Source organism: Robinsoniella sp. RHS, from assembly GCF_001029355.1.
In the GTDB taxonomy this organism is placed as follows: domain Bacteria; phylum Bacillota; class Clostridia; order Lachnospirales; family Lachnospiraceae; genus Robinsoniella; species Robinsoniella peoriensis.
In genome coordinates, this window is record NZ_JNGB01000213.1 from 1 (window position 1) to 7,973 (window position 7,973).

7 protein-coding genes are annotated in these 7,973 nt (G+C 40.1%); 6 read left to right on the forward strand and 1 reads right to left on the reverse strand.

All coding sequences use genetic code 11. From position 1 onward, the window contains the following. Together RHS_RS28645 and RHS_RS28650 are read left to right on the forward strand one after the other, a co-directional pair. The coding region (locus tag RHS_RS28645) for a hypothetical protein (protein ID WP_047835129.1) at window positions 1–459 on the forward strand (459 nt) is incomplete at its 5' end. 91 nt (window positions 460–550) lie between these two features. Beyond that, window positions 551–2,164, forward strand: coding sequence for an MBL fold metallo-hydrolase RNA specificity domain-containing protein (locus RHS_RS28650; RefSeq protein WP_027295179.1), 1,614 nt, complete (start codon window positions 551–553; stop codon window positions 2,162–2,164). A gap of 98 nt (window positions 2,165–2,262) precedes the next feature. Here the strand turns inward: RHS_RS28650 and RHS_RS28655 are convergent, their stop codons facing one another. Further along, the gene (locus tag RHS_RS28655; protein ID WP_027295178.1) at window positions 2,263–2,505 is read right to left on the reverse strand and encodes a TIGR03905 family TSCPD domain-containing protein; all 243 of its coding nucleotides are present in this window, start codon (window positions 2,503–2,505) and stop codon (window positions 2,263–2,265) included. Window positions 2,506–2,689: 184 nt separating this feature from the next. Here RHS_RS28655 and RHS_RS28660 point away from each other — a divergent pair, with 184 nt between their 5' ends. The 4 genes from RHS_RS28660 to RHS_RS28675 form a co-directional block, all read left to right on the forward strand. Further along, entirely contained in the window at window positions 2,690–3,577 is an 888-nt protein-coding gene (locus RHS_RS28660; RefSeq protein ID WP_044289534.1) for a diacylglycerol kinase family protein, read from the forward strand. Between the two features lie 89 nt (window positions 3,578–3,666). Continuing rightward, window positions 3,667–4,530 carry a class II fructose-1,6-bisphosphate aldolase gene (gene fba / locus RHS_RS28665; RefSeq protein WP_027295177.1) on the forward strand — a complete coding sequence of 288 codons (864 nt, stop codon included), beginning with the start codon at window positions 3,667–3,669 and terminating at the stop codon, window positions 4,528–4,530. Window positions 4,531–4,715: 185 nt separating this feature from the next. Beyond that, entirely contained in the window at window positions 4,716–6,827 is a 2,112-nt protein-coding gene (locus RHS_RS28670) for a glutamine synthetase III (RefSeq protein WP_047835130.1), read from the forward strand. A gap of 500 nt (window positions 6,828–7,327) precedes the next feature. Then, a partial coding sequence (locus tag RHS_RS28675; protein WP_047835131.1) for an Rpn family recombination-promoting nuclease/putative transposase occupies window positions 7,328–7,973 on the forward strand: 646 nt, incomplete at its 3' end.

The window sequence follows — 7,973 nt, forward strand, 5'->3', positions numbered from 1 at the left end:
GCAGTTAAATATCTCACTGCCGATGAACCTTGTAGTGTATGCATTAATCTTGGCGTACCAAGCTGCGGTATGAGATGTGGGCTATATAATGATTTTGATTTATGTAAAAAGCACAATGGAGCAGGAGAACGAGAATACATTGATGGAAGCTTGCTCTTGGGAACCGTGAATCTCCGGAAGAATCTGGGAGCGGTGAAAAAGCGTTTTGCAGATGTCTGGAATAAGGTCAGAATTGTCGCAATTCCAAACGGTGGAAACTCTGCTGAGTGGGATAAGGGACTTCTGGATATTGGACCAAAAGGATATAAACAGTATTTTGTAGGACCAAAATCTGATTTTAGCAACGCTGAAGCAATCAGGGACATCGGTATGAGCAGTCCATATCAGCAGTTTACAGTAACATCTGAGGATTTTGGCTTATGCTGTTCTGGATTTTACAAGCATCGTGATTACAATTAAATATTAATTTGAAAATGCCTATCTTAATAGCACTAAACAGAGTATAATATTCTTATACAACTATGTTTGGGCGAAAGGAGAGGCATTTTTTATGAGATTGACATTTTTAGGGGCAACACATGAAGTAACAGGAAGCTGCTATTATCTGGAGGCATGCGAAAAAAAGATACTGATCGATTGTGGTATGGAGCAAGGGCCTGACTGTTTTGAAAATCAGGATATACCCGTTCCGGCCAGTGATATTGATATGCTGCTGTTAACACATGCCCACATTGATCATTCCGGGAAGATTCCCCTTTTATACCAAAGAGGATTCAGGGGGCAGGTATTTTCAACCAGAGCAACCCAGGATTTATGTGAGATTATGCTGCGCGACAGTGCGCACATTCAGATGTTTGAGGCTGAATGGAAGAACAGAAAAGGAAAAAGAGCCGGGAAAGCTGAAGTTGCACCATTGTATGATATGGAAGATGCTAATGGGGCAATCAGCTGTTTTATAGGAAATGATTATAATAAAATTATTCCTATTGCAGATGGCATAAAGATACGTTTTATAGATGCGGGACATCTGCTTGGATCTTCTTCTATTGAAGTGTGGATAAATGAAAAAGGCTGTGAAAAAAAGATTGTATTTTCTGGTGATATCGGAAATGAGAATCAACCGCTGATTCGGGATCCCCAATATATTCAGGATGCAGATTATGTAGTCATGGAGTCTACCTATGGTGACAGAAGCCATGGAGGCAGACCGGATTACGTAGGCGAATTTTCGAAGATTATTCAGAGAACTTTCGACAGAGGAGGAAATGTTGTGGTGCCTTCTTTTGCAGTAGGAAGAACCCAGGAACTCCTTTATTTTATTCGTAAGATAAAAGAAGAGCATCTGATTAAGAACCACGAAGGATTTGAAGTTTACGTGGATAGTCCTCTTGCTGTGGAAGCCACCAGTATTTTCCGCGAGCGGATGAGAGAAGATTTTGATGAAGAAGCAACCTCGCTTCTGGATCAGGGGATTAACCCCATAGGATTTCCCGGTTTAAAGACAGCAATTACCAGTGATGAGTCCAAAAATATTAATTTTAATAACAGTCCCAAAATTATCTTATCTGCAAGCGGCATGTGTGATGCAGGAAGAATTAAACATCATCTGAAGCATAATCTGTGGCGTAAAGACAGCACGATTGTATTTGCGGGATATCAGGCTGCAGGAACTTTAGGAAGGGCTATTATAGAAGGCGCAAAAACAGTAAAACTATTTGGAGAAGAAATTGAAGTGCATGCAGAGATATGCAAGCTGCAGGGGATTAGCGGACACGCGGATAATGAAGGATTGATCAGGTGGGTTTCGGCAATTGAAAAGAAGCCTGACAGAGTATTTGTAACTCATGGGGAAGACAGTGTATGTGAGATATTTAAAAATCGTTTATGTGATGAACTGCATTTAAAAGCAACGGCGCCATATAGCGGAACAATATTTGACCTGGCTGAAAATGTGTTTATTAAAGAGGCACATCCGGTTCCAATCGTAAAGGATACTGAGAACATGACAGTTATGGGGGCAAGAGCGAATACAGTATTTGCCAGATTATTGGGTGCCGGGCAAAGACTGCTTACAGTTATCCGCCATAACGAAGGCGGGGCGAATAAAGATTTGGCAAAATTTGCAGACCAGATCAATGCAATGTGCGATAAATGGGATAGATAAAAATTTAGATGAGGCTGTTACCCGGTCAGTACCACGGTTATTATTCGTGTTGATGAATAAGACACTTTGGCATGACTTTTAGGTAACAGCCTCATATTTTATTTCCCGGTTGCTTCCTTTAAAGCTTTTGCAAGCTGATCGGGACAGGATGTAGGTCTTGGACCGCATTTAATGCCCTCCAGTTTTTGTATGGCTTCGTCCACGTTCATTCCTTCAACAAGACGCGCAACGCCCTGAGTATTACCGGAGCAGCCGCCAACAAAAGTTACTTTTTTGATGGTATCGCCGTCTAACTCAAAATCAATTGCCTGTGAACAGACCCCTTTTGTCTTATAAATCATTGTATCACACCTCCTTTTCTCAGGACAGTATAGCATAATCTCAAGAAAATGAAAACCGGTACGCTGCAACTAGTTTGAAATGGTTTAATTCATGAAATTTTTTCTAAAAACAAAATGATTGCATCTGTGAAACTTTGGTAGTAGAATAGGTTCATACATTAGAGGGGTATTGAGGTGTTATGTTATGAAAAAGAAAATGCTATTTATAATCAATCCCAAATCAGGTAAAGGTCTTATTAAGAATAAGCTTCTGGAGATAATTGATATTTTCGTCAAAGGAGGTTATGATGTACATTCCTATACGACGCAGAGCTTTCTGGATGCCTGCAAGATGACAAAGGAACGTGCCAGTGAATATGATATGGTTGTCTGCAGCGGAGGAGACGGAACGCTGGACGAGATAATTACGGGAATGATGGAAAGCGGTGCTGATTGCCCGGTAGGGTATATTCCTGCGGGAAGTACCAATGATTTTGCCAATAGTCTGAAGCTTTCAAAGAATATGGTTAAGGCGGCACAGGATATTATGGATGGAATGCCTTACCTTTGTGATGTTGGCTCTTTTAATGATGATTATTTTGTTTATATTGCTGCATTTGGAATTTTTACAGATGTATCATACCAGACGAGACAGGAGCTAAAGAACATTTTAGGGCATCTGGCATATGTACTGGAGGGCGTGAAGCGGCTTTATGGAATTAAATCTTATAAGATGAAGATAGAAGCAAATGATGAGACCATAGAAGGGGATTTTATTTATGGAATGATCACCAACTCAGATTCTGTTGGCGGATTCCGGAACATGACAGGAAAACATGTAAAGTTAAATGATGGTGTCTATGAGGTGACGTTAATCCGTACACCCCAGAATCCATTGGAGCTTCAGGAGATTATAGGGGCTCTGCTTATGAAAGAAGTAAATTCCAAATATATACATTCGTTTAAGACGGACTATATCGTTATGGAGGCAGAGGAAGAGATTCCTTGGACGCTGGATGGCGAATTTGGCGGTGATCACAAGCATGTTGAGATCATCAATCACAAGCAGGCAATTCCCATTATTGTAAAATAATAGTTTATTTTTATTCAAAGATAGGTTATAATGGTCGCATAGACAATTTTTTAATGAGGCTTTAAATATATCATATGGAGGTAATAGAGATGTTAGTATCAGCAAAAGAAATGTTAGACAAAGCAAAAGCAGGCCACTACGCAGTAGGTCAGTTTAATATCAATAACCTGGAGTGGACAAAGGCAGTTCTCGTTACAGCGCAGGAGTGTAATTCACCGGTTATTTTAGGTGTATCAGAAGGCGCTGGTAAATATATGACAGGTTACAAGACCGTAGTAGGAATGGTAAACGGTATGATGGAAGAATTAAACATCACTGTACCGGTTGCTCTTCACTTAGATCATGGCAGCTTCGAAGGCTGTATGAAATGTATCGAAGCTGGTTTCTCATCTATTATGTATGATGGTTCTCACAGCCCAATCGAAGAAAATGTTGCAAATACTAAGAAATTAGTTGAGATCTGTAAAGAAAAAGGAATGTCTCTGGAAGCAGAAGTAGGTTCTATCGGCGGTGAAGAAGACGGCGTTGTTGGTGCAGGCGAATGTGCTGATCCGGAAGAATGCAAGAGAATTGCAGATCTTGGTGTAGATATGTTAGCAGCTGGTATTGGAAATATCCATGGAAAATATCCTGCAAACTGGAAGGGCTTAAGCTTTGAAACATTAGACGCTGTTCAGAAATTAACTGGCTCAATGCCATTAGTTCTTCACGGTGGTACAGGTATTCCGGAAGACATGATCAAAAAAGCAATCGACTTAGGTGTTGCTAAGATCAACGTAAACACAGAATGCCAGCTTTCTTTTGCAGAAGCTACACGTAAATATATCGAAGAAGGTAAAGATTTACAGGGAAAAGGATTTGACCCACGTAAATTATTAGCTCCTGGAACAGAAGCAATCAAAGCAACTGTGAAAGAAAAAATGGAATTATTCGGATCTGTTAACCAGGCATAGAAACAGACACGAAGTATGCCGGTAACGAAAAATATTCAAAAAACATAAAAATTTGCTTGCATTTTTACTCAAAGTAGGGTATTTTATATTCAGATTAAAAATTGATAAGCGATTAAAGAGTGAACAAGGGTGTTCCGCCATAGGTGGAGTGCCCTTTTTTTGTGCAGGAAAATGGAGGATCAGATATGAGTAAATTAATAAATGTAACGGAGATATTTGGCGAAAATGTATTTAGTGATAAGGTGATGCAGGAACGTCTGCCAAAAAAAGTATATAAAGAATTAAGAAAGACAATTGATGAAGGCAAGGAATTAGATCCTGCGGTTGCTGATGTGGTTGCAGAAGCGATGAAGAACTGGGCTGTGGATAAAGGAGCTACCCACTATACCCACATTTTTCATCCGCTGACAGGTGTTACGGCTGAGAAGCATGATTCATTTATAACCGCACCCAGGGCAGACGGCACAGTGCTTATGGAGTTTTCCGGTAAAGAACTGATCAAGGGAGAACCGGATGCATCCTCCTTCCCCTCCGGCGGTCTGCGGGCAACATTTGAGGCCAGGGGATATACAGCCTGGGATTGTACTTCTCCGGCATATGTCAGGGAAGATGCTGCAGGAGCAATTCTCTGCATTCCAACAGCTTTTTGTTCCTATACAGGTGAAGCATTGGATAAAAAAACACCGCTTTTAAGATCTATGCAGGCCATCAACGATCAGGCGATACGTCTTTTGAAATTATTTGGAAATACCACTTCCAGGAAAGTGTCCGCTTGCGTTGGACCGGAACAGGAATATTTTCTGGTGGATAAACAAAAATATTTGAAGAGAAAAGATCTGATATTTACGGGACGTACTTTATTCGGAGCGATGCCTCCGAAGGGGCAGGAACTGGATGATCACTATTTCGGAACAATTCGTCAGAGAGTAGCATCTTATATGAAAGACGTAAATGAGGAATTGTGGAAATTAGGTGTTTCCTCAAAGACACAGCATAATGAAGTTGCACCGGCGCAGCATGAATTAGCGCCGATTTATGCAGAGGCAAATGTAGCGGTGGATCATAATCAGATTGTTATGAAAGTATTGAAGAAGGTGGCTTGCCAGCATGGTTTGCAGTGTCTCCTACATGAGAAGCCATTTGCAGGGGTAAATGGTTCCGGTAAGCACAATAACTGGTCAATTACCACTGATGATGGTATTAATCTGCTGGATCCTGGAAAAACGCCTCATGAGAATATTCAGTTCTTACTGGTGCTTACCTGTATTCTAAAAGCAGTGGATAAACATGCGGATCTTCTGCGTGAATCTGCGGCAGATGTTGGAAATGACCACAGACTGGGAGCAAATGAGGCGCCGCCTGCAATTATTTCCGTATTTCTGGGTGAGCAGCTGGAAGATGTACTGGAACAGCTGATTAGTACCGGGATGGCGACCAAGAGCATTAAAGGTGAGGTTCTGCATACCGGTGTAAAGACACTTCCTGATTTTACAAAAGATGCTACGGATCGCAACAGAACCTCACCTTTTGCGTTTACGGGAAACAAGTTCGAATTCCGTATGGTAGGATCCAGGGATTCCATTGCTTCACCGAATATCGTGTTGAACACAATAGTCGCTGAAGCATTTGCCGAGGCATGTGATGTTTTGGAAAAGGCGAAAGATTTTGACATTGCAGTACATGATCTGATCAAAGAATATGCAACAAATCATCAGAGAATTGTCTTTAATGGAAACGGCTATTCTGATGAATGGGTAGCAGAAGCAGAGCGCAGAGGTCTGCCGAATATCAAATCCATGGTAGATGCGATTCCTGCACTTGTTTCAGATAAAGCTGTGGATTTATTCGCTAAATTTGGAGTATTTACCAGGGCGGAACTGGAATCCCGTGTGGAGATCCAATATGAGGCTTATGCAAAAGCGATTAATATTGAAGCGAGAACAATGATTGACATTGCAGGAAAACAGATAATACCTGCAGTAATTCATTATACGAAAGAGCTTGCGGATACTATTGTGTCTGTAAAAGAAGCAGGAGCCAAAGCAAAAGTGCAATCCAGATTACTAGATAAGACCAGTGACTTGCTGGAAGCAGCAGAAAATGCATTGGATAAATTGTCAGAAGTGACCTCAATTGCCGCACAAAAAGCAGAAGGCGAAGAACAGGCAAGATATTTTCATGAAGAAGTAATGCCTGCCATGGACGCATTGCGTATGCCTGTCGACCAGTTGGAAATGATTGTGAATAAAGAGTCGTGGCCGATGCCGTCTTATGGAGACCTAATCTTCGAAGTATAGTAAAGCTTCATAATGCTCCGCCTTTAAAGCGCCATTGGGGGCGGAGCGTTGACTTAGAAATGAAATGCCAATTCATTTCGCTATAGATAATTTTATACAAAGCCGGTAGAAAAAACAAGGTTTATTAAGTCAATTAATTTCTCTAATATCTGTATGGGTAAAAAATGTATGTAGTACTGCCGGCTTTGTAAAAAGGATGTTAGAAAAACCAAGGTAAATCAATATGTTGCAATGAAAAATATTTAAAATAATCTCTTGAAATATATAGATGTTTGTGTTAGACTTGTTTCATAAAGTATAAAATCTTTTATTCAACGGCGTTTCTGCCAAATTTTTTCATTTAAATAAATAGAATTGAATATTGAGTATATTATCATTAGCTAAACCGCAATTTGGTTTATGATGCAGTATGATATAGAAAAAAGATCCTAGTTTTAATCTGCCAGATTAAGATGATGTTCGTATTTCATAAAAATTTTTAGGGAGGGTATAGCAGAGTATTGAAAAATGATGTAATCATTAATAAATATTTATCAGATAACGAAAGATTTGCAGACCTATATAACCATCAGGTGTTTCGGGGAAAAATGAGAATTTCCCCGGAAGAGTTGTCGGATATAAATCCACTTTCCGGGATGGCATTACATGGAGAAGAAGGAGATATTGGTGTAATAAAGCGAAATAGAGATATTGTAAAAAAGGTATCCGGTAAAACCGGTATTCGGTTCATGATTTTAGGTATGGAAAACCAGATGAAAATACATTATGCAATGCCGTTGAGGTGCATGCTGTATGATGCTTTGACTTACAATGACCAGGTCAGCGCTTTGAAGAAGCAGCATAAAAAGAACAAAGACAAAATGGATGGGACAGAATATTTGTCGGGAATGAGAAAAACAGATACGATATCTCCTGTTATGACTCAAGTAGTATATTATGGAGAGGAAGAATGGGATGGGCCGATGTCAGTGTTTGATATGTTTGGGGATGAGGTAGATAAAGAGTTTTTAAGGCAGTACATACCGGATTATTCGATACGGGTAATAAACATTTGTAAGATTAAAGACTATGAGAAGTTTGAGACGGATTTAAAGGCAGTATTTGGACTGATTCAGAATAAGGATTCGAAGCAGGGATTTAAGGAGT